The sequence below is a fragment of the Actinoalloteichus fjordicus genome (genome assembly GCF_001941625.1).
In the GTDB taxonomy this organism is placed as follows: Bacteria; Actinomycetota; Actinomycetes; order Mycobacteriales; family Pseudonocardiaceae; genus Actinoalloteichus_A; species Actinoalloteichus_A fjordicus.
Genome location: NZ_CP016076.1, coordinates 2,970,603 through 2,992,119, shown reverse-complemented (window position 1 = coordinate 2,992,119; position 21,517 = coordinate 2,970,603). Strand labels below are relative to the sequence as shown.

Annotated in this window: 14 protein-coding genes; 8 read left to right on the top strand and 6 right to left on the bottom strand. The window is 71.9% G+C overall.

Going from position 1 to position 21,517, the window contains the following annotated elements:
* The 4 genes from UA74_RS33520 to lanKC all read right to left on the bottom strand — a co-directional run bounded on the left by UA74_RS33520 (position 1) and on the right by lanKC (position 7,025).
* Complete coding sequence (locus UA74_RS33520) at positions 1-2,025, bottom strand: ATP-binding cassette domain-containing protein (RefSeq protein WP_232237744.1); 2,025 nt, start codon at positions 2,023-2,025, stop codon at positions 1-3.
* Between the two features lie 404 nt (positions 2,026-2,429).
* A complete protein-coding gene (locus UA74_RS13305; RefSeq protein ID WP_318533298.1) occupies positions 2,430-4,139 on the bottom strand; it encodes an ABC transporter ATP-binding protein in 1,710 nt (569 codons plus the stop codon).
* Positions 4,140-4,240: 101 nt separating this feature from the next.
* Positions 4,241-4,378, bottom strand: coding sequence for a SapB/AmfS family lanthipeptide (locus UA74_RS13300; RefSeq protein ID WP_075740515.1), 138 nt, complete (start codon positions 4,376-4,378; stop codon positions 4,241-4,243).
* Positions 4,379-4,457: 79 nt separating this feature from the next.
* Positions 4,458-7,025, bottom strand: a complete 2,568-nt coding sequence (gene lanKC, locus UA74_RS13295) for a class III lanthionine synthetase LanKC (RefSeq protein ID WP_075764465.1) — start codon at positions 7,023-7,025, stop codon at positions 4,458-4,460.
* Positions 7,026-7,642: 617 nt separating this feature from the next.
* On the opposite strand from lanKC, the gene UA74_RS13290 reads away from it, so the two are divergent.
* The gene (locus tag UA74_RS13290) at positions 7,643-10,756 is read left to right on the top strand and encodes an AfsR/SARP family transcriptional regulator (protein ID WP_075764463.1); all 3,114 of its coding nucleotides are present in this window, start codon (positions 7,643-7,645) and stop codon (positions 10,754-10,756) included.
* A 107-nt stretch (positions 10,757-10,863) separates the two neighbouring features.
* Here UA74_RS13290 and UA74_RS13285 read toward each other — a convergent pair whose 3' ends face one another.
* Positions 10,864-12,720, bottom strand: a complete 1,857-nt coding sequence (locus UA74_RS13285; protein ID WP_075764461.1) for an ABC-ATPase domain-containing protein — start codon at positions 12,718-12,720, stop codon at positions 10,864-10,866.
* Between the two features lie 276 nt (positions 12,721-12,996).
* Here UA74_RS13285 and UA74_RS13280 point away from each other — a divergent pair, with 276 nt between their 5' ends.
* Both UA74_RS13280 and UA74_RS13275 read left to right on the top strand, forming a co-directional pair.
* Positions 12,997-14,046, top strand: coding sequence for a bile acid:sodium symporter family protein (locus tag UA74_RS13280; protein ID WP_083683177.1), 1,050 nt, complete (start codon positions 12,997-12,999; stop codon positions 14,044-14,046).
* 94 nt (positions 14,047-14,140) lie between these two features.
* Positions 14,141-14,578 carry an SRPBCC family protein gene (locus tag UA74_RS13275; RefSeq protein ID WP_075764459.1) on the top strand — a complete coding sequence of 146 codons (438 nt, stop codon included), beginning with the start codon at positions 14,141-14,143 and terminating at the stop codon, positions 14,576-14,578.
* A gap of 147 nt (positions 14,579-14,725) precedes the next feature.
* On the opposite strand, the gene UA74_RS13270 is transcribed toward UA74_RS13275, so the two are convergent.
* Positions 14,726-15,259: an adenine phosphoribosyltransferase gene (locus tag UA74_RS13270; protein ID WP_198043012.1), complete on the bottom strand. Its 534-nt coding sequence runs from the start codon at positions 15,257-15,259 to the stop codon at positions 14,726-14,728.
* 158 nt (positions 15,260-15,417) lie between these two features.
* On the opposite strand from UA74_RS13270, the gene UA74_RS13265 reads away from it, so the two are divergent.
* The 5 genes from UA74_RS13265 (at position 15,418) to ligD (ending at position 20,989) form a co-directional block, all read left to right on the top strand.
* A complete protein-coding gene (locus tag UA74_RS13265) occupies positions 15,418-16,218 on the top strand; it encodes an SAM-dependent methyltransferase (RefSeq protein ID WP_232237743.1) in 801 nt (266 codons plus the stop codon).
* A gap of 317 nt (positions 16,219-16,535) precedes the next feature.
* Positions 16,536-18,701, top strand: a complete 2,166-nt coding sequence (locus UA74_RS13260; RefSeq protein WP_075764457.1) for a catalase — start codon at positions 16,536-16,538, stop codon at positions 18,699-18,701.
* A 101-nt stretch (positions 18,702-18,802) separates the two neighbouring features.
* The gene (locus tag UA74_RS13255; RefSeq protein WP_075743768.1) at positions 18,803-19,219 is read left to right on the top strand and encodes a CBS domain-containing protein; all 417 of its coding nucleotides are present in this window, start codon (positions 18,803-18,805) and stop codon (positions 19,217-19,219) included.
* Positions 19,220-19,355: 136 nt separating this feature from the next.
* Entirely contained in the window at positions 19,356-19,946 is a 591-nt protein-coding gene (locus UA74_RS13250) for a DNA polymerase ligase N-terminal domain-containing protein (RefSeq protein WP_075743767.1), read from the top strand.
* A gap of 128 nt (positions 19,947-20,074) precedes the next feature.
* Entirely contained in the window at positions 20,075-20,989 is a 915-nt protein-coding gene (ligD, locus tag UA74_RS13245) for a non-homologous end-joining DNA ligase (protein WP_075740508.1), read from the top strand.
* Positions 20,990-21,517 lie beyond the last annotated feature (528 nt).

Below are 21,517 nucleotides of genomic sequence, written 5' to 3'. Positions count from 1 at the left end.
TCAGCCTGCGCTGCCCGGCCCGGGTTCGCCGGGGGACTCGGCCGCCCCAGGGGCCGCTGCGCCGGCCGGCACGGACCAGGCCCGCATGAGATCGGCGTAGAGCCTGGAGGACTCGATCAGCTCCCGATGGCTGCCGGAGTGGACCCTGGCGCCGTCCATGAGCAGCACCCGCCGCGCGCGGACGGCGGAGCTGAGCCGGTGCGCGATGACCACGAGGATGCCGCCTCGGTGCGCGAAGGCGGTCTCGGCGCGCGCCTCGGCCCGCGGATCGAGGTGGGCGGTGGCCTCGTCGAGCACGACGACCGGTGCGTCGGTGGCGTAGGCCCGACTCAGGGCGATGAGCTGCGCCTGGCCTGCGGAGAGCGCACCGCCGCCGTGGCCGATGTCGGAGTCGAGCCCGCCCAGTTCGCGGATCAGTCCGGCCGCGCCGACCGCCTCGGCTGCGGCGAGCAGCGTGCCGTCGTCGGCCGTCGGCGTCAGCAGCGCCAGGTTCTCCCGCACGGTGCCGGCGAACAGGTAGGTCTCCTGCGGGATGAGGACGATCTCGCGGCCGCGAGCCGCCGGGCGCATCGCCGCGACGGGCACGCCCCCCAGCGTGACGGTCCCGCAGGCAGGTCGGAGCCCGCCGGTGAGCAGCCCGGCCAGGGTCGACTTGCCGATGCCGCTGGGGCCGATCACAGCGAGATGATCGCCGGGGCCCAACTCGACCGAGAGATCTCGCACCACCGGTCTCGCGGCGGCGCCCCAGCCGAAGGTGACGCCCCGGACCCGCAGCAGCGGCGCGCCGTCGCACCGTGCGCCGGAGATCGAGGCGTCGCGAGCGACCGAAGCTGTGGGGAGACGCTCGGCGGCAGGCGTCGGAGCTCCTGGCAGATCGCTCTCGGCCTGCTCTGCCGCAGCCTGCGGCGACCCGGTCGACCCTGCCGACCCGGTCGACCCGGTCGGGCTGGCGGGCCTGCCTGCCGCGCGGGAAGCGGCAGGGCGGGCGGCGTCGCCTGCGGCGGGTTCGCGGACGACGACGGCGGTCCCGGAGTCGGGCTCGGTGCGCGGGCCCGACGACTCGCCCGTGCTGCGGCTCGGATCCGCAGCGGCGGACGAGATCGTGGCCGTCTCACCGGGGTCCTCCGGCGCGGCCGCGCCCTCGGCGAGCCGCCGCAGGGTGGTGACGAGGCGGAGCACGGCGGTGCCCGCCGTCTGAGCCAGCGCGATCAGCGTCGGCTGCACACCGGTCGTCAGGTAGACCATGGCGGCCAGCACGGCCCCTTGGCTGAGGCGCTGCTCGGCGACCAGGCCGGGGGCGGCGGCCAGCACGAGCAGCAGCGGCACCAGCCCGCCCAGCCCGACGATCAACACCCGCAGAGCCCCGGCCGTCCCGAGTCGGACGGCCGCCCGACGTTGGGCCTCGACTCCGGAGGCCACCTGCGTGATCGCGGTGTCCGATGCGCCGCAGGCCACCACGTCGCGCATCCCGGCGAAGACGGTGCCCGCCGTGGCCGCCGTCCCCTCGTCCGCCAGGACCAGGTCCCGCTGCCTGCGGGCGAGCGGACGCAACAGCAGGGCGAAGAGCAGCAGCGCGCACACCACGGGGGGCAGGACCAGCCAGATCAGCGGGCCCGCGACGACGGCCAGCCCGACCACCGAGGCGACCGTGGTCACCACCAGTCCCCTGGCCTGGACGAGCAGGCCCGCGACGACGTCCCGGACGACCTCGACGTGTCGGGTGATCCGCGCCACCGCCCCGGCATCGCCGGTCGAGGCACCGCCGGGTGCCGCGTGCAGGACGCCGCGCACGACCTCGGTGACCAGGTTGTCGCGCAGCGGCTCCACAACGTCGCCGAGTCGGGCGAAGACGAGTCGTGACCCGATCGCCCCGATGACACAGACCCCGGCGAGCAGCAGCAGCCATGCGGTGCCGATCCACGGCAGGCCGATCCCGAACCCCCGGTCCAGCGCGAGACCGACCAGTGCGCCGGAGAGCAGCGCGGGCACGCCCTCCACCAGCGACCAGCCCAGGATCACCGCCACGGTCCGACGACTGCCCGCGAGGGCTCGACGCAGGAGGCGCAGCGGGCCCGGCGGTCGATGGACAGCGACCTCGCCGACATCGACCGGGGTGCGTCCCCGGTCCTCGTCCGCGGCGGAAGCCCCCGGCACGGCGGAGGTCGCGGGGGACGGGAGGGCACCGAGGCCTCGGGCACCCCGACGATCTCGGGCGCGACGTCGGAGGCGGCCCCCGGCATCCTCGGGCATGACGGCCTCGGCACCCGCAGCGCGGTCCCCCCGGCCTGCTCCGCCCGGCGACCGCCGCCGCAGGCTTCGGTCCTCTCGGTCCGGTCGATCGGGCCGCCCGGCGAGACCGGGCCGGCCGGGTTCCAGTGCCACGCCGTCTCCGGTCCCCCGGCGCCCGTGGGCGGGCTGCTCCTCTGCCGTCATCCCGGTGCCTCGGCGAAGACCGCGCGATAGGCGGGATCGCGCCAGAGCGTCTCGTGCGTCGCCAGGCCTCGGCGGCTGCCCTGGTGCAGCCACAGCACCCGATCAGCGCCCGCCGCCACGGCGACGCGATGCGTCACGACCAGCCGTGTCCGTCCGGGCAGCGCGGTGACGATGGCCCGGTTGACCTCGGCCTCCGTGACCGTGTCCAGGCTGGCGGTCGCGTCGTCGAGGACGAGCACCCTCGGCTCGGCGACCAGCGCCCGCGCCAGCCCCAGCCGCTGGACCTCCCCGCCGGAGAAGGGCGCGTCCGCCGTCGCGGTGCGATAGCCCTCGGGCAGCCGGAGCACCGCGTCGTCGATGCGCGCGGCCACGGCCGCCGACCGCACCCGTGACTCGTCCTCGGTCCCGCCGTAGCCGACGACCGCGCCCACGGTGTCCCCGATCAGCACCGGTCGGTCGAACGCCTGCCCCACCACGGCGCGACGCGCGGACGGGCCGAGCGCGCTGACCGCGACGCCGTCGATGCGGACCTCCCCGGCATCCGGAATCAGCAGACCGCCCGCCGCCGCCGCCACGGCGGACTTTCCGGCACCGGAGAACCCCACGACGGCGAGGAACCCGCCCTCGGGCACGTCGAACGTGAGGTCCCGGAGCGCGGGCTCGCCCTGATCGTCGTGCACGCTCACCCGGTCGAACTCCAGCCTCCCCCCGCCCGCCGGGGCCGGGAGTCCCAGGTCTGACGGAGTCGGCGTGGTCAGGACCTCGGCGAGCCGCGCGGCGCCCGCCCGCGCCGACGCGAGGGTGGTGAGCAGCGCGGCGGAGCGCACCAGCCCCATGCCCAGGGCGACATAGCCGAGCGCGGCCAGCAGCTCTCCTGCGGTCAGCCTGCCTGCGGCGACGCCGAACCCGGCGGTGACGCCGACGGCGGCCTCCACTGCGGGCAGCAGCAGCGCGGCACGCCAGACCATCACCGACTGCGTGCGCCACATGCCTCGGCCCGCCTCGCCGAGCGCGCCCAGCGGGCGCAGCACCCTGACGGTCTCCTGCTCGGCGATGCCTGCGGCGAGGATGGTGCGCCGCCCGCGCACGGCGTCGACGAGTCTCCCCGCGAGTTCACCGGAGATCCGCTGGTAGTCGGCGACATGGCCTGCGGTGCGACGCAGGTGCCCGCCCGCCAGCAGGACGGCGGGCGGCAGGCTGAGGACGAAGACCACCGCGAGCCGCCAGTCCAGCAGCGCCAGGGCGGCCAGGGCGCCCAGTGCCGACAGCGCCGCGGTGAGCAGGCCGACGAGGATCACCGCCGCGCCACCAGCCTCGGCGCAGTCGCTGGTGAGTCTGCTGAGGGCGTCGCCGGGGCGGAACGGATGACGTCGGGTGCCCAAGGCGACCAGGTGCCGGACGAGGCCTCGGCGCAGCTCGGCGCCCGTGTCGGCGACGAGCCGGGCACGCAGGACCTCGCCGAGGATCTCGGTGACGATGTCGACCACGGCCAAGGCCAGCACGACCCAGACGGCGGCGGCCATCGGCGAGCCCGCCACGGCGGCGTCCACTCCTCGGGACAGTGCGGCAGGCAGCAGCAGCACGGCGATCGTGCCGCACAGACCACTGCCGACCAGGAGGAACAGGGCTCCTCGGCGCTGCGAGACGGTGCGCATCAGGAGGCGATCTCCCGCTCCGAGCGCCATGCCCGTCCTCTCTCTCGTCAAGATCGACCATGATGGACGGGGCGGGAGCGGCGCACGTGGATTGTGCCGCTCCCGCCCGTCTCACTCAGCAGCCGATCCCGGCTCCGAGCGGTGTCCGAGCGTCAGTTACAGGTGACGACGCTCAGGCCGCTGTCGCCGCACAGCAGGAGGCTGGCACGGCTGCCGCCCGCTCCCCCGCCTGCCACCTCGAGGTGGGCGTCGGGGGTCTCGGTCGCCTGCAGGTCGAGGACGAACTCCATCGGTGGATCTCCTTCGTTGATTCTTCTTCTCCGCCGTCCGCCGGACGGCGGACGGGCTCAGGGGGCCGACGGTCGAACGTCACGTCGGCGGTCGGGCGACCTCGTCGAGGAACGGCAGCAGCGGAGCGATCGGGTCCAGCACGCAGGTCATGGCCAGCAGCACGCCCGCCCCGCCGGTCGCCAGGTCCATCGACAGCCGCAGCAGGTGGTGCCCGGGGAAGGCCAGTTCGCCCTGGTAGGGCACGGCGTGCAGGGCGAAGAGGTCGCGATGCCGCCGGATGCCCGCCTCGATCCTCGGGTCGGCGCGGCGCCGGGCGGCCAGCGCCAGGGTGCCCATCAGTCCCGCCCGGCCCAGCAGCAGTCCTGGGTGGATCACGAAGTCGCCGAGGCAGGCGTGCAGGAGATCCGGCAGTGCCGAGGCGGAGTCGGCCTCGGGGTGCTGCGCGGCGAGCGCGTTCACCACGACGGCGATGCCCGCGCTGCCGACGTCCAGGTACGGCAGGGTGCGCGTGGACCCGTCGCGGACCTGGGTGGCGCCGTCGGGAACGGCGACGCATTCCGACAGGTCTCGACCCACGGCCCGGTCGGCGGCGGTCAGCCAGGCCGGGTCGCCGGTGCGCTGGTACAGCCGCAGGAACAGCAGCGCGGGCCCGGACCAGCCGTACAGCAGCCCGGCTCGTGCCCGCCCCTCCGGGTCGGGTGCGGGCGCGAGGGCCAGCACGTCGACGAGCCGAGTGCCGATCTCCACCGCCGTGGCGTGGTGGTCCGGAGCGCGCCGGGTGGCCGCGAGATGCAGATGGTTGAGGCCGATGCCTGCCAGCCCGCCGCGCAGGCCGTGGTCGGTGATCCTCGGCACGAGACTCGCGGCGCCGTCGATCAGTTCGTCGGCCGTCTCACGGTGGCCGAGGCGGTCCAGCACGTGGGCGATGCCGTGCGCGCCGTCGTAGAACCCGGCACGCGGCGGCGGCTCGCGGCGGACGGCCTCGATCAGCCACCGCTCATGCTCGACACGCCGTTCGGCGCCCGCGACGTCCAGCGCGTACAGCACCCCGGCCGCCCCGTGGGCGAAGCAGGCGCCGCCGACGGAGAACTGTTCGACGTCGCCGGGGAAGAGTCGGTCGGCGCGGTCCGGGGTGGCGGAGGCGAGGACCGCTCGCAGCAGGGAGTCACGGGCGGCGACCGGGTCCGTCGTCGCGTCGTCCAGCACGGTGCGCGGCGCCGGGGAGTCGACCGCCGAGCCGCGCCCTCGGAGGGTGGCGGCCAGCCGGTCGCCGTACGAGGCGGGCAGGTCGAACCGTTCGGTGGCGAAGGCGAGGTGCGCGGTCAGCCGGTCCGGTGCCAGCGCCAGCATCGCGTTCAGCGGCAGGAACATCCACAGGCGCAGGGCCGCCAGGGCGTAGTGATCGATCTCGAAGCCGACGCGGTCGGCAGGCGCGGTGAAGCCCGGCGCGCCGAGCGCGGGGCGTCTGGCCTGCTCCACCGGCAGGGTCAGCTCGAAGTCGATCAGTGAAACCGAGTCGTCGGCGTCGATGAGGATGTTGCGGTCGTGCAGGTCTCCGAAGACCAGGCCGCGCTCGTGCACGCCGTCGACGAGCCGCTCCACGGCGGCCAGGATCGCCATCGCCCGGTCGCGGAAGGCGATCAGCTCGTCTCGGGCGGGGTCCTGTCTGGTGAGCGGGTAATGCACGGCCAGCCAGCGACCCAACGGGATGCCGGGCCGACGCTCCATCGCGAGGAACCGGTGCTCCCACAGTGGAAAACGTTCGTAGGCCTCGGGGACGCCGGGCAGGCCCGCGAGGGCGCGCAGGGCGGTCCACTCCCGGTCCAGTCGGGTGACGGCATCGGTGCCGTCCCGGTCGAGACCAGCCAGCGGACGCGCCTCCTTGAGCACCACCTCGACGCCGTCGCCGAGCCTGTCCGCGAGGTAGACCCCGCCGCCGTTGGAGAAGTGCAGCGCACTGTGGATCCGATAGTCGAAGTCGGCAGGCGGCCCGCCGCGGCGGGCGGCGAGGTACGGCTGGAGGAAGTCCGGCAGCGTGACCCAGTCCGGCAGGACGAAGCGGGGCTCGCGGCGGTCCGGGACCAGGGTGCCGTCCGGGCGGGTGACGGCGCTCACGCGATTCCCCGACTCATCGATCATCCACTGGTCGACGAAGCCGCCGTAGCGGAGGTACAGCGGACCGGAGGCAAACCGAAGATCACTGAGTATATAAGGGCCTTCTGCGCCGTCTAGCCGACGGTCCAGATCGACCAGAATTCGACGAAGCGCCACCTCGTCCGGCGGGTATATGGTGATCAGTTTTCCACTGCCAGCCCGCTCGGCATATTTCGAGTTTCTAGCGAGAAGAATACGTCTGGTACGCAAGAACTTGAACGAGACTCCCTGCGATGTGCAATATCTCCACACCGCGTCGAGAACCTGACCGGCATTGCTCAGACCTGCGGAAACGTGGATCTTCCACCCCTGCCTCGGCAGCGCCCCCGACATATTGAGGCACACCGCCCAGTCTTCTCGATCATGTCTTCGCCAGCCGGGCGGCAACGCGGGCAGCTCGACCTCGAATGCATCGGATTCAACACCGACCGCCGTCGACGAGTCATAGAAGACGGGATCGGCGAAGCAGTAGGCCTCATACCGAGCAGTCATCGTCGACGCCCCTCCAGTCGGTCGTTGTCACATCATTTGTTCACGCTGAACACCGGCCAGCCAATCCACCGAATTACTGAATCGACTACTCCGAACGAGCAAGCCGATTCCCACGGAAAGATGAGCGCTACGTGAGTCGGACGGCGCGATACCACTCGAACGTGAAACAAATTTCGCCGACAACATGCGGGGATTTCATCGACCTCCCAACGCTCGCAAGCGTCACACCCGCCGGAAACACCCTCGCCCGCTGCACGAAGCCGATCTCCGAGGCAGGACGACCACTCGTCACCTTCCGCACCCGACTCGCCACGATCAGTCACGCATCGTAATCGCCTGCCTGGCTGGTCGGCCGGTGAGCGCACGGCGGGCCCGCCCGTACGGACCCGCGTCTGCCGTCCTGAGGCCCGGGCATCACGCCCACCCCGCGAGGACAGCGGAACGGGCCGCGAGGTGTTCAGCCCGGAGTCACCTCGTCACCCGGTGTCGACTTCGCAGGCGATTTGCCCGCCTCATCGCGCCGACCAGTGCGTTCTACACTCATTTCATGGTCATCTCGTTCATTTCCCTCGCTCCGGCATACCGGTGAGGACACAGCCCGCACGCCGAATCGACGGATGAACAGACCGGATCACGCCACCGCCCTCCCGCTCGAGGGAACCGAGTCGACGGTGACGGGGTCTACTCAGAACGAGGGAACCTGGATGGGTGCGAACGACGTGAGGACTGACGACGGCGAGCCGATGTTCCGGCTCCTGGGTGTCGTGGATGTTCGGGGGACCGACATACCGCTCGGGCCGCCCAAACAGCGCTGTGTGCTGGCCACCCTGCTGCTGGAGCCCGGCCGCACGCGCACCGTCGAGCAGCTCATCGACGCCGTGTGGGGCGAGCATCCGCCCGCATCGGCGCGCAAGGCGATCCAGGTCTACGTGTCCAATCTCCGGCGGGCGTTGAGCGGCCGGACGTCGGTCGTGGTGGAGACCCGCCCCGAGGGCTACCGGCTCACCGCGTCGGAGGGGGCGGTCGACCTCTTCGTCTTCCGCGCCCTCCTCGACCGGGCGAAGGGCGCGCAGGGACCGCATCGCCGCACACTGCTGCACGAGGCGGTCCGGCTGTGGCAGGGCGACCCGCTCGCGGGCGCAGGCGAGAGCGACTTCGTCCTGCGCAACCGGCTACGACTGCAGGAGGAACAGCTGACCGCGGTCGAGGCCCGGATCGCGGCGGATCTCGACGCGGGCGAGATCGAAGGGCTGGCCCGCGAACTGGGCGGCCTGCTGGCGGAGCATCCGCTGCGGGAGCCGCTCTACGAACTCCTGATGCGCGTCCGCTGGGCGGAGGAGCGACCTAACGAGGCACTCGCGGTCTTCGCCAAGGCCCGCGAGTCGCTCTCCCGCGAACTCGGCACCGATCCCGGCACCGGCCTTCGCCGACTGCATCAGCAGCTGTTGGCGGCCGACCAGGGTTCCGGCGAATCGGAGCAGGCAGGCAGGCCGCTCGCGCAGCTCCCGGCCGGGACCGCGCAGTTCACCGGCCGACGAGCCGAGCAGCGGCGCATCCTGGGGCTGCTTCAGGACGACGATCCGAGCATCAGTCCCGTGATCATCGTCGACGGCATGGCGGGCGTGGGCAAGACCGGCCTGGTTCTGCGCTGCGCGCAGCAGGCCGCCGACCACTTTCCCGGCGGCCAGCTCTACCTCGACATGCGCGGCCACGGCGGCGGCCACCCGGTGTCCGCTCAGGAGGCGCTGGAGCGGCTGCTGCGGTCGTTGGACGTCCCCGCCGAACGGATACCCGACGACGAGTCGGCGGCCGCGGCCCTCTACCGCAGCACCCTGGCGGGGCGACGCCTGCTCATCGCCGTGGACAACGTGCAGCGCGCCGAGCAGCTGTACCCGCTGATCCCCGGCGACAATCAGTGCAGGCTGATCGCGACCAGCAGGCGCAGGCTCGGCGGCTTCATCGCCACGACCGGAGCGCACTCGGTGACCCTGGACGTCCTCTCACCGGAGGACTCGGTCGAGCTGATCGGTCGGGTGGCCGGAACGCACGTGGTGCGGCGCGAGCCCTCGGCGGCGCTCGCCCTGGCCGCGTTGTGCTCGTACCTGCCGTTGGCGCTGCGCATCGCCGTGGCGCGGATGTCGGATGATCGCGGGCTCGGGGATCTGGCCAGGCGGCTGATCGACGGACGCAGGCTCGCCGACCTCCAGTTCGACGACGATCCGCACGCCTCGGTCCGCACCGCGTTCCACCAGTCCTATGTCCTGCTGCCCGAGGCCCAGCAGTGCCTGTTCCGCCGGATCGGCCTCAGCGGCCTGGCCGAGATCGACCTGCACAGCGCCGCCGCACTGCTCGACGTCGGGCACGACGAGGGACGGCGACATCTGACGGCTCTGGCGGACGCGCATCTGGTCGAGCCCGGCGAGCATCGCGGCTTCCGGCTGCATGACGTGGTGCGGGAGTACGCCACCGAGCTGGGCACCGAGCAGGACTCGCCCGCCGAACAGGACGCCACGATGACGCGTCTGCTTCGGCACTTCCAACGCAGCGCCGAGGCCGCCGTCGCGCACATCATCCCCATGCACGAACAGCAGCCCAGGACGCCGGGACAGGCCGGACTGGAGTTCGCCGACCGGGCCGAGGGCCTGGACTGGCTGGACGCACAGCAGGTCAACCTGGTGATGCTCGTAGAGCACGCCGCCGAACAGGGGCGCGGCGAGGCCGCGTGGCGGCTGGCGAACGCGCTGTGGCGGTATCTGCTCTACCGCAGGCACATCACCTACTGGCTCGCTACCCACCGCACTGCGCTGCGAGCGGCGGAGCAGGCGGGCGACACGGTCGGCGTGGCCGTGACCCTGACGCACCTGGCGATCGCCACCTGGAGCGCAGGCCGCTTCCAGGAGGCCTCGGGGCTGGCACGGCGTGCACTGCACCTGCACCGTCAGACCGGGGACTGGGTGTACGAGTGGCGCACGATGAACAGCCTCGCCAACACCGCGTTCCGCCTCGGGCACACCGCCGAGGCCCTGGACTGGCACCGCCAGGCCGCCGCGCTGTGCCGACGCCACGACGCCAACGCGATGTTGGCGGGCACCTTGAACAACAAGGCGCTGCTGCACGAGCAGCTCGGCGAGTTCGACCAGGCCCTGAACTGTGCGGAGCAGGCGCTGACGGCGTATCGGGAGGTCGGCGACCGCACCGGCGAGGCTCGCGTCCTCACCAACCTCGGCAAGATCCTCGCCAGAGGCGACGAACCTGCCCGCGCCCTGGCGGTGCTGCACGACGGTCTGCGGATCAAGCAGGAGCTGGGGGATCGCGACAGTCAGGCCGCGCCGCTGACGAACCTGGGCAACGCGCTGGCCAGGCTGGGCAGGCATGCGGAGGCGGCGGAGCATCATCGTGCGGCGCTGGAGATCGTCGGCCGCACCGAGCCGACCGTGGCCGCCGAGATCCTCAACAACCTCGGTCTGGCGCTCACCGCGCTCGGCAACGGCACCGAGGCGCTTCGCCATCACCGCGCGGCACTGGCCTGGGCACGCGAGTGCCAGAACCGCTATGAGGAGGGCAGGGCACTCGACGCGCTGGCCACCGCCCACCTCTCACTGGGCGACCGGGACGCGGCGATCGAGCGGCTGCGGGAGGCGCTGGCCGTCTACGAGACCCTGGAGGTCCCCGAGGCCGAGCAGGCTCGCGCGCGACTCGCCGAGGAGATCTGCCCGTGCGGGCGGTCGTGACGCCCGCGTCGACCCGTTGATCACCAGCCGGAGGACGGCCGGGCAGGCGCGGAGCGCGGGGTCCTGCCTCGCCGAGGCCGCCGCGGTCGGCAGCGGGGCCGATCGGGTCAGTCTGCGACGAAGCCCGCGACGCGGAGGGTGCGCAGCCGGTTGAGCGCGGCGGCGACCTCCAGCATCCTCGGCACTGCCAGATCACCGGCGAAGTCGTCCGCCAGCGCCGGGAACCCGCGATCGGCGATCTCGGCGGCGAGGACGTCCAGCGCGGCGCGCATCGGGCGGTCGCCGTCGAGGCGTCCGCCGGTCGTCAACGCCGCCATGGCCAGGCCGACACCGACGAGCTGCGCCTGATCCACCAGTTGCTCGACGGCGCGCACGTCGATCTCCTCCTCGCCCAGCAGCACGGCGTCCCGGCCCCTGGCCCGGACGCGGCGTCGCCCGGTCCCGGTCGCGGCGACGACCGAGTCGGCCCGCACGATCCTGGCCCGGACCGGCGGAAACCGACGATCCGCCGCCGCCGTCCGCTCCCCGCCGAGCAGCCGAGCCCGCTCGGTGACCTCGTGCGGCTGATAGGACTCCATCATGATCACCCGGTCGGCGACGGCCAGGTAGTCCCCGGAGCCGCCGGTGACGACGACGGTGGAGACCCGGTGCTCGCGCGACAGCGACCGGACGACGTCCACGAAGGGGGTGAGCGGCTCGTGCTCGGCCGCCACCAGGGCACGCATCCTGGCATCGCGGATCATGATGTTGGTCGCGGCGGTGTCCTCGTCGATCAACAGCGCCCGCGAGCCTGCCTCCAGCGCCTCCACGATCGACGCGGCCTGCGACGTGGAGCCGGAGGCGTCGGCCGTGCTGAAGTCGTCCGTGGCGGTGCCCTGCGGCAGGTGCGAGAGGAAGGCGCTGACATCGACCCGAGTCACCGCGCGGCCGTCCTCGGCCCGGATCTTCACCGCGTCCGCCCTGGTGACGACGAGTTCCCGACCGTCGCCGGGCGCATGGTCGTAGACACCGCGTTCCAGCGCACGCAGCAGGGTGGACTTGCCGTGATAACCGCCGCCGACGACCACGGTGACTCCCTCGGGGACACCGAGGCCGGTCACCTCGCCCCGATGCGGCAGCCGGACCCGGACGGTCATCGACTCGGGGGCACGAAACGGCAGCGCTCCCGGCATGGGCTCGTCGTCCACCCCCGAGCGTCGCGGCAGGATCGCGCCGTCGGCGACGAAGGCGACGAGCCCGAGGTCGGGAAGCAGCTCCCGGAGGGCGACGGAGTCCTCCACCGAGGCGACGAAGCGGCGGGCCGTCGCCAGGTCGGCCCGCGCACCGCGCACCGCGTCGACGGCGGCGGGCAGGGTCTCGATCAGGGCTCGGCGGGCGGTGACTCCGTCGATGCGGCGGCCGTGGGCAGGCAGCGCCAGGGCCATGCGCAGCGTCAACTCGCCGTCGACGATGCGTCCGGCGCTGCGGTCGAGGATCTCGGGTCCGCCCGCGTCCACGGCGAAGGGGCCGGTGCGCCGCGTCGACCGCCGAGACCCGGCGCCCTCGAGTCCCGCGTGCTGCGACCGCCCACGTCCCGAGAACGCCGCCTCCGACGGCGAGCCCGCCTGCGCCGAGCCGCCCAGCGCCGAGGCGAATCGGCGCAGCAGATGAGAGCTCGTGGCCCGCGCCGCCGCCGGGGTACGCCAGAGTTCGGCGGGCAGACCTGCCGCCTCCGCCGAGACGCGCACCTCCACTCGGCTCGGCGGTGCATACGGATCGGCCTGGACCCGCCGGACGCTCAGGGTGAAGTGCGGGAACTTCCAGTCCCCGTGCAGGTCGTGATAGGCCGGGTAGCCGCTGCCGTCGAGCCGGTCGAGCAGCGCGGCCAGTGCGCTCGCATCACCGCCGCCCGCGCCGCGCGAGCGCGGCCGTCCTCGGTTGCCTGCGGACGTCCTGCCGCTGGGGCGGCCGTACTGTCGGGTCACATCGGACTGCCTATCACGACCACGACGGGCCGCCCGGCCTGGGCCGAGGCCGAGCCGGGCGGGGCCGCAGCGGCAGGGCGCAGGCGTGGAGATCCGCCGGGAACACCTGTCCCGGCCGCCGCTCGTGCCCCTCGCCCGGAGCGCCCGCCACAGGGTGCGGCGCGGACCACGGCTCGGCTGAGCAGGCGCGACGTCGGGGTAGCCTTCCCCGGCGTGCCCAGGCCGGCTGGTCGCCCGGCCTGCCAGGACGACACGCCTTGCTCGACTGGAGGAGCCATGACCGACGGCACTTCGCCGATCGCCCGCCTCGCCGCAGCCGTGGGCCGCTGGTTCGCACTGCTGGTGCTGCTCGGCGCGATCGTCGGCCTCCTCATCCCCGGTCCGGCCGCGACGCTCGCCCCGTGGGTCCCGCTGCTGCTCGGCGTGATCATGTTCGGGATGGGGCTCACCCTGCGCGGCCGGGACTTCGCCCTCGTCGCCAAGCGGCCCTACGCCGTGATCATCGGCGTCATCGCGCAGTTCGTCATCATGCCGCTCACGGCGTGGCTCATCGGCACGCTGCTCGGCCTGCCCCCGGAGCTGATGGTCGGAATGGTCCTGGTGGGCGCCGCACCCGGCGGCACTGCCTCCAACGTCATCGTCTACCTCGCCAAGGGCGACGTCGCCTTGTCGGTGACGATGACCTCGGTCTCCACCCTGCTGTCACCGCTGTTCACGCCGCTGCTGGTCCTGTGGCTGGCGGGCTCGGCGCTGCCGGTGGACGCGGGCGGCCTGCTGCTGTCGATCGTGCAGGTCGTGCTGGTACCGGTGGTGGCAGGGCTGCTGCTGCGGGCGCTCGCCGGCCGGTTCGTCGAACGGCTGCTGCCGCTGCTGCCGCTGGTGTCGGTGACCGGAATCGTCCTCGTGGTGGCCGCGGTGGTCGGCGCGAACTCCTCGGCCGTGCTCGGCAGCGGGCTGCTCCTCGTGCTCGCCGTGGTGCTGCACAACTCGGCGGGCCTGGCCCTGGGCTATCTGGCGGCGCGGCTCGCCGGGTTCACCGAGTCCGCGCGGCGCGCGGTGAGCGTCGAGATCGGGATGCAGAACTCGGGGCTCGCGGCGAGCCTGGCCACGGTCCACTTCACGCCGCTGGCCGCGCTGCCCGCCGCACTCTTCTCGGTGTGGCACAACATCTCCGGCGCGTTGATCGCGACGTACTGGGCACGCAAGGGCGCGCCGCGTGAGACGGTGGACACGGCGTCTTCCGGTGAGGGCGGCTCGAAGAGCGGATCGCCCGACTCCGGTGTCGACACCCGTCCCGCAGGCGACGACGGGCCCGCCGAGCACTGAGGATGATCGCCACCCGACCGCTGTGGTGATCGACACCACTCGCACCGCGCAGAGTTCGGGTATCAAGCAGTGAGACGTCAACTCTGGAGGCACGATGGAAGACCGTCAGATCAGCGCGACCCGCACCATCTCCGCGCCCGCCGATCGCCTGTTCAACATCGTGGCGGACCCGTCGAAGCACGCGCTGATCGACGGGTCGAGCACCGTCAGGGCAGCACAGGACGGCACGCCTGAGCGACTCGAGCTCGGCACGAGGTTCGGCATGTCGATGCGCCTCGGCGTGTCATACAAGATCCTGAACAAGGTGGTGGAGTTCGAGGAGGGCAAGGTGATCGGCTGGTGTCACATGGGCCTGCACGTGTGGCGCTGGGAGTTCCGAGCCCTGGACGAGGAGCGCACCGAGGTCGTGGAGACCTTCGACTGGTCTCAGGTCAAGTGGCCGAAGGCCTACGAACTGGCGGGCATCCCGCGTCGTAACCTCCGGGCGATGCAGGCGACCCTCCGGCGCATGGAGCAGATCGTCTTGATCTGATCGACGGGCGGTTCCACGCCGCCTCGACACGGTCGAGACGAGTCCACGAGGCGGCGGGCGCCCGTCGTGCCGATCGCTGATCGTGCCCAGGCGGCGGCTCGCCGCAGGCAACCATTCGCCGAGGCCGCGCCCGCCCGCGACGGCGCGTCAGAAGCCTGCGGCGGGCACGCCACACAACGAGGCGACCTCATGGCCCGCCAGCGTCCGGTCGGCACCGAGGCCCGCCAGGCTCACCAGCGTCGCCATCCCGGCCACGGTCCCGCCTGCCGCCGTCACCAGTCGGGCGGCGGCCGCGAAGGTGCCGCCGGTCGCCAGGAGGTCGTCGACGATGAGCACCCGCGTACCGGGGAAGACGGCCTGTCGGCCGATCTGCAGGGAGTTGGTGCCGTACTCCAGCGAGTAGCTCTCCTCCAGCACCTCGCCGGGGAGTCTGCCGGGCTTCCTCGCCAGGATGAGCGGTCGCGCGGTCTGCCGCGCCAGGGCGGCGCCCAGCACGAAGCCGCGCGCCTCGATCGCCAGGACCGCGTCGAACCGCTCGGCGAACCGCCGCGACAGTTCCGTCACCGCCGCGCCGAACAGCTCCGGATCGGCGTAGATCCCGGCCAGGTCGCGAAAGAGCACGCCCGGTGTGGGGAAGTCCGGGATCGACACCAGGCTTGCGGCAATGCGGTCGGCCAACACCCGGCGAACCTACCTCAGGCGAGGACGATCTCGGTCGACACCCGACCACGAGATGTCGGATCGGCCAGCAAAGCACTCACCCGAACAATGTAATGTCACTCACCCGTTCGAGTCGCTCCGACACCGAGAGCGACGAATTCGGCGCAGTGGAGGTCATCGTGACGGACAAGCAGAGCAGTCTTCCCGAGGCTGTCGACGTCAAGCGGCCCAGCGCTGCGCGGATCTACGACTACGTCCTCGGCGGCAGCACCAACTTCCAGGTGGACCGCGAGTTCGCCGACCGCGCGCTGGCCCGGTTCCCCGGAGCACGCATGGTGGCCATGCTCAATCGCTCCTTCCTGCGCCGGTCCGTGCAGTTCTGCCTCGATCAGGGCATTCGCCAGTTCCTGGACATCGGCTCCGGCATCCCAACCGTCGGCAACGTCCACGAGGTGGCGCGGAAGATCGACCCTGGCACTCGGGTCGTGTACGCGGACAACGAGCCGGTCGCGATCGCCCACAGCCGTCAGCTCCTCCAGGACGACCCGCTCACCACCGCGATCCTGGCCGACGTCCGCGATCCGCGTGTCCTGCTCGCCGATCCCGAGGTCCGGAAGCTGCTGGACTTCGAGCAGCCGGTGGCCGTCCTGATGGTGGCCCTGCTGCACTTCGTCCCCGACTCCGACGACCCGGCCGGGCTCGTCGCGGCCTATCGGGACGTCATGGCGCCGGGCAGCATGCTCGTGCTCTCCCACGGCACGACCGACGGGGTCCCGGAGGTCGCCGCGCTGGCCGAGCAGTACAAGGAGAGCGCCAACCCGGCCACCATGCGTGGCCGCGACGAGATCACCGCCATGCTGGCGGGCTTCGAGATCATGTCGCCCGGCGTGGTGTTCACCGCCGCCTGGCGGCCGGATCAGGAGCCGGTGGAAGCGCTGCCCGAGCAGTCCGGCGCGTACGCGGCCGTGGGCCGACGCTGATCCTCGCCGAGCAGGCCCGTCAGGACGGGGCTGCCGTGGTCCGGACGGCCGGAGCGCCCAGCGATCACGAGTCGTCGAGCCTCGGGTCACGCGACGCTCGGCCGGCCCCCTGGCCGAATCCCCGGCAGCCGAGCGATCCGGCAGCCCACAGCGTCCTCCTCGGAACCGGCGTCCGCCTCGAAACCCGGGAGCCCTCGGCACCGTCGACACTCGTGATCCGCTCGAGATCCGCACACCGCGTGGCCGCCACGAGTTAGGCGGGCCTGCCTCCGGGTATTCGACGCCGACAACCAGGCATCGAAGATCAGGAGGACGGCATGGCGGTCTCGCCAGACTCGGCAGGACATCCCGTCGATCCCGCGCGCGGCGGGGACGAGAAGGACGCCGACCTCGCCTCGGCGCGGGTCGACCCCGCCGAGGCGAGACTGACCACCAGTCAGGGCGTCCGAGTCGAGCACACCGACGACTCCCTGACCGTCGGCGAACGCGGACCCACCCTGCTGGAGGACTTCCATGCCAGGGAGAAGATCACCCACTTCGACCACGAGCGCATCCCGGAACGCGTGGTGCACGCCCGGGGCGCGGGCGCCTACGGGTTCTTCCAGCCGTACGACGATTCGCTGGCCGACCACACGGTGGCCGAGTTCCTGCGTGATCCCTCGATCCGCACCCCGGTGTTCGTCCGCTTCTCCACCGTCGCGGGCTCGCGGGGGTCCGCCGACACGGTGCGCGACGTCCGAGGGTTCGCGACCCGGTTCTACACCCGGCAGGGCAACTACGACCTGGTCGGCAACAACATGCCGGTGTTCTTCATCCAGGACGGCATCAAGTTCCCCGACTTCGTGCACGCTGTGAAACCGGAGCCGCACAATGAGATCCCGCAGGCTCAGTCCGCTCACGACACGTTCTGGGACTTCGTGGGCCTGCAGCCCGAGTCGCTGCACGTCGTGATGTGGCTGATGTCGGATCGGGCGCTGCCCCGCAGCTACCGGATGATGCAGGGCTTCGGCGTCCACACCTTCCGGCTGGTCGACGCCGCCGGTGTCGGCACCTTCGTCAAGTTCCACTGGACGCCGAAGCTGGGCACGCACTCGATGATCTGGGAGGAGTATCAGCGAGTCGCGGGCAACGATCCGGACTTCCATCGTCGGGACCTCTGGAACGCCGTCGAGTCCGGAGACCACCCGGAGTGGGAGCTCGGCGTGCAGCTGGTGCCGGAGTCCGACGAGTTCGCCTTCGACTTCGACCTGCTGGACGCGACGAAGCTGATCCCGGAGGAGATCGTCCCGGTCCTGCCTGCGGGCAGACTGGTCCTGGACCGCAATCCCGACAACTTCTTCGCCGAGACCGAGCAGATCGCCTTCCACACCGCCAACCTCGTCCCCGGCATCGACTTCACCAACGATCCGCTGCTCCAGGCACGCAACTTCTCCTACCTGGACACCCAGCTCATCCGGCTGGGCGGGCCGAACTTCAGCCAGCTCCCGGTGAACCGGCCGATCGCCCCGGTGCACGACAACCTGCGCGACGGCCACGGACAGCAGAACATCCACCTCGGCCGGGCCCCATACCACAAGAACAGCCTCGACTCCGGGTATCCGATGGTCTCCAGCACGGCCGAGGGCGGATTCCGGCACTATCAGGAGAAGGTCGAGGGGCATAAGATCCGGACCCGCAGCGGGAGCTTCGCCGATCACCACAGCCAGGCGACCCTCTTCTGGAACAGCATGTCCGGCTGGGAACGCGAGCACATCGTGGCGGCCTTCCGCTTCGAGCTGGGCAAGGTCACCGATCAACAGGTCCGCGAACGCGTCGTCGAGCAGCTGGATCGGATCTCCCGCGAGCTGGCCGAGCGCGTCGCACCGGGCATCGGCGTCGCGGCGCCGTCGGGGCCCGCGCCCAGGACGCACTCCGACGTCTCCCCCGCGCTGAGTCAGGAGAACACCGTCCACGACGTCGTCCGGGGTCGGACGGTCGCCGTGCTGGCCGCCGACGGCGTGCGAGGCCCGCTGCTGCGCTCGCTGACCTCCGCGCTGACCGAGATGGGTCTGGTCGTCGAGGTCGTCGCGCCCCGAGCCGGAGCCCTGCGCTCGACGGAGGGAACGGACGAGGGCTCCGAGGTGACTGCGGATCGGGCGCTGCCCACGACCGCCTCGGTGCTCTACGACGCCGTGCTGGTCGCTGACGGTGCGGAGTCGGTCGACACGCTGCGTGCCGACGGGGGCGCCGTGCACTTCGTCGCCGAGGCCGTGCGACACGCCAAGACGGTGGGCGCCCTGGGCGCGGGCGTGGAGCTGCTGCACGCGGCGCCGCTGACCGGCCTCCGACTCGCCCAGCCCGGCGAGGATCTGGTGTCTGACCAGGGCATCCTGACCAGCGGAACCGCGCACGACCAGGCATCCGCGCGCTTCCTCACCGCCTTCGCGGGCTCCGTGGCGGCGCACCGGGTGTGGACTCGGGACACCACCGGGATTCCGGCGTGAGTCATCGCTGGTCAGAGGGGTGCGTGGTTTGGCAGTAGCTGAATCGAGGTAGTAAGCCAGCACCGGCCCGACCGCCCTCGCGCAGGATGGAGGAGACCTCGATGACGGCCGCACGACACATCATGACCCCCGATCCGGCGTTCCTCCAGGTCGACGAGACACTCCGCTCCGCCGTGGGCAGGCTCCAGGAGCTCGATGTCGAGTCGATGCCGGTCTGCGACTCCGACGGCAGCCTGCTCGCCATGCTCAGCCAGCGGGACATCATGCTGCGCGTGCTCCTCGGCGGACTCGACCACGAGACGACGACCGTCGGCGAGGTGCGTGGCGACGAGCCGATCAGCATCCTGCCGGACGACTCGGCCGAGGGATTGATCAACATCATGATCGACCACCGGCTGCGGCGGCTGCCGGTGCTGGACGGCCCTCGACTGATCGGCATCGTGTCGCTGGCCGCCGCAGGCGAGGCGATGCCCGACGGCGACGTCCAACTGCTGATCGAGGCGCTGTCCATCCCCTGATCCGCGTCCTGCGGATCAGGGTGCAGGCCGGGCGTGACCCGCCTCGCGCGGCCGACTGGACAGCCGAGTGCGACGGGACGAGGGCGAGGGAGACGACGAGGTCAGGGACCGAGGTATCAGGGAACGGAGTGCAGCCATGTCGAACGACGAGCGACTCGAGACCTACGCGGGCCGACGCGACACCTCCGTCTCCGGTGAGCCCAGCGGCGGCGAACCCGGTGAACGTCCGATCTTCGTGATCCAACGTCATGACGCTCGCAGGCTGCACTTCGACCTGCGGCTGGAGATCAACGGCGTCCTGGTCTCCTGGGCCGTGCCTCGCGGTCCGTCGCTCGACCCCGGGGAGAAGCGGCTGGCCGTGCGCACCGAGGACCACCCGATGGACTATGCGCGGTTCGAGGGCGTGATCCCTCGCGGCGAGTACGGCGCGGGGACCGTCGTGGTCTGGGACACCGGAACCTACGACAACCACTCCCACGACCGGAGGAAAGAGCCCGTCGCCGTCGAGGACGCCCTGGACAGGGGGCATCTGACCTTCTGGCTGCACGGCAGCAGGCTCACCGGCCCGTTCGCCCTGACCAGGACGCCGACCGGCGGCCGCCAGGAGTCGTGGCTGCTGGTGAAGGCACGCGGGGCGGGCGTGGATCGCCAGGCGCATCCCGCCGAGAACAGTCCCGAGTCGGTGTTGACCGGACGAACCAACCATGACCTCGCCGAGGGCTCCTGACCGGCGGAGGAGGCGGTCAGATCGCACGAACGACGCCCCCGCCATCCGGCCGCGCAGCCCGCGGCCGTCCGGCCCGGCCGGGCCGCCGCAGCACCCGTCCCGTCCCGTGACCATGGAGGAGCACCGACATGAGCGGTCGAGAGCGCGTCGAGATCGACGGCAGGGTGCTCACGCTGTCGAATCCGACGAAGGTCCTCTACCCGGCGACGGACGATCGAGCCGAGATCACCAAGGCCCAGGTCGTCGACTACTACCGTGCGGTCGCCGCCACCCTGCTCCCGCACCTGCGCAACCGGCTGCTCACCCTGCGCCGCTATCCCGAGGGCGTCGAGTCGGCCGGCTTCTTTCAGAAGGACTCGGGCGGACGGCTGCCCTCGTGGGTGCACACCGTGTCGGTCCCCCATCGACACCAGTCCGGGTCGGTGCGCCACGTCGTCTGCGAGGACGAGTCGACGCTGGTGTACCTGGCCAACCTCGCGAGCCTGGAACTGCACATCCGGCTGTGCCCGGCCGATCGACCCGGCTACCCGGACCGGTTCGTGGTGGACCTGGACCCGCCGCCCGGCCATGACCCGCGCGAGCTTCGGCCGTTGGTCCGGCGCGTCAGCGAGCGCTTCGAGGAGGTCGGGCTGACCCCGTACGTGCAGACCACCGGCGGCAAGGGCTTCCACGTGGTGGCCCCGCTGGTGCCGGACTGCCCCGTCGACGAGGTCCTCGCCTCAGCACGCGAGATGGCTCGCAGGCTGGCCGAGGAGGACCGGCGATTCACTGTCGAGCAGCGGCGGGACCGCCGGAACGGGCGGGTGCTGCTCGACGTCAACCGCAACGGCCACGCACAGACGGTGATCGCACCGTACTCGACGCGGGCCCGGCCCGGCGCCCCGGTGGCGACGCCGATCCAGCCGCGCGAGCTGGCCAGGGCACGTCCGGACGCCTATCACCTCGGCAACGTGGCTCGTCGGCTGGCGTCCAAGGGCGACCCCTGGGCCGAGATGGATCGACATGCGGTCTCCGCGGCACGGCTCCATGCCCGGCTGAGCTGACGCGGGCCCCGCACACTCGTCGGCGGCGGTTCGCAGGCACTCGGCCCGACGCCGACCCTCGCCCGCAGATCCGAGCCGGCGCTCTCGATCGTCGCGGCTCGACACGCGGTTCCCTGCTGCGCCCCGCCCCGGTCCACGCCCCCGCCCGAGCCCAGGCAAGAGGATCCGTGGGGACCCGCCGCCCGGCCCGCAGGCCCGGTCCCGGGGCCGCATGCCCGGCTCGCAGGGAGACCGCAGCGAGGGCCTCGTTCGCCGCCGCCGGACCACGGCGGGAGCAAGACCCCACCCGACACGCAAAGTGACCATGCTCGCGGACACTCGACCGTTCAAGCTTCCCTGCCGTGGACGCGTCGGCAAGGGCGGCCGGAATCCTGGGCTCGGTCCGGCGTGCCGGAGGTGAATTCTGATCGCCGTCATATTGCGATCAGAAAACGATCCGTGGCCGACTTCCGGACGTGAACGATTCGCGGACTCGGGCGGCGAATCGACCCGATCCGACCACTCGGCAAGCCGATGAGCTGGGAATAC